The sequence below is a fragment of the Vibrio sp. 2304 genome, from assembly GCF_033339475.1.
Lineage (GTDB): Bacteria > Pseudomonadota > Gammaproteobacteria > Enterobacterales > Vibrionaceae > Vibrio > Vibrio alginolyticus.
Genome location: NZ_JAWOUQ010000049.1, coordinates 1 through 926 on the forward strand (window position 1 = coordinate 1; position 926 = coordinate 926).

Sequence of the window (926 nt, forward strand, 5' to 3'; positions counted from 1 at the left end):
GCGCAAATCATCAGCGCCCAGCGGCTCCGGGCCGCTGAACTCGATCCGCTTGCCGTCGCCGTAGTCATACGTCACGTCCAGCTTGCCGCGCTTGCGCTCGCCCCGCTTGAGGGCACGGAACAGGCCGGGGGCCAGACAGTGCGCCGGGTCGTGCCGGACGTGGCTGAGGCTGTGTTTGTTCTTAGGCTTTGCCACGAGGCACCCCCTTGCTCTTGTGCTGCTTTTCCAGCACGGCGGGCTTGAGTACCCCGCCGTCATGCCGCCTGAACCAGCGGTCTTTGAACGGTGCCCCATAGTTGGCCTTGCTGACTCCAAAGCGGACGAAATAGGGCCGCTGCGTGTCGTCTACGCCCCATTCCTCGGCCTCACCGGTGGTCATGCCGGACAGGTACGATTGCCAGCGGATGTTATCCACCAGCACGGACGATCCCCGGCTGGCCTGCTGCTGGTCGCCTGCGCCCATCATGGCCGCGCCCTTGCTGGCATGGTGCAGGAACACGATAGAGCACCCGGTATCGGCGGCGATGGCCTCCATGCGGCCAATCACTTGCGCCATGGGGCCGCTGGCGTTCTCTTCCTCGATGTGGAACCGCCGCAAGGTATCCAGCACCATCAAGCGGCGGCCCTCAGCGGCTCGCTTGAGGCCGTCGAACCACTCCGGGGCCATGATGTTGGGTAGGCTGCCGATCAGCGGCTGGATTAGCAGACCGTCAGCCACGGCTTGCCGTTGCTCGTCGGTCAGGCGTTCCCCCAATGCGTGCAGGCGGTGATGTATGGCGGTGGGCGGGTCTTCGGCGGGCAGGTAGATCACCGGGCCGGTGCGCAACTCGCCCACGTCCAGCAGGTCGGGGCCGCCTGCGATCTGTGCGGCCAGTTGCAGGGCCAGCATGGACTTGCAGGCCCCACCGGGGGACACCAGCGCCCCC

2 protein-coding genes are annotated in these 926 nt (G+C 66.5%); both read right to left on the minus strand.

Annotation, left to right across the window (positions count from 1 at the left end; translation table 11 throughout):
• Positions 1–195, minus strand: a 195-nt coding sequence (gene repC, locus R7P64_RS24155; protein ID WP_318124129.1) for a replication protein C, IncQ-type, incomplete at its 3' end; no start/stop codon positions are given.
• On the minus strand, positions 182–926 hold a 745-nt coding region (locus R7P64_RS24160; RefSeq protein WP_318124131.1), incomplete at its 5' end, for a helicase RepA family protein. The genes repC and R7P64_RS24160, both read right to left, overlap by 14 nt.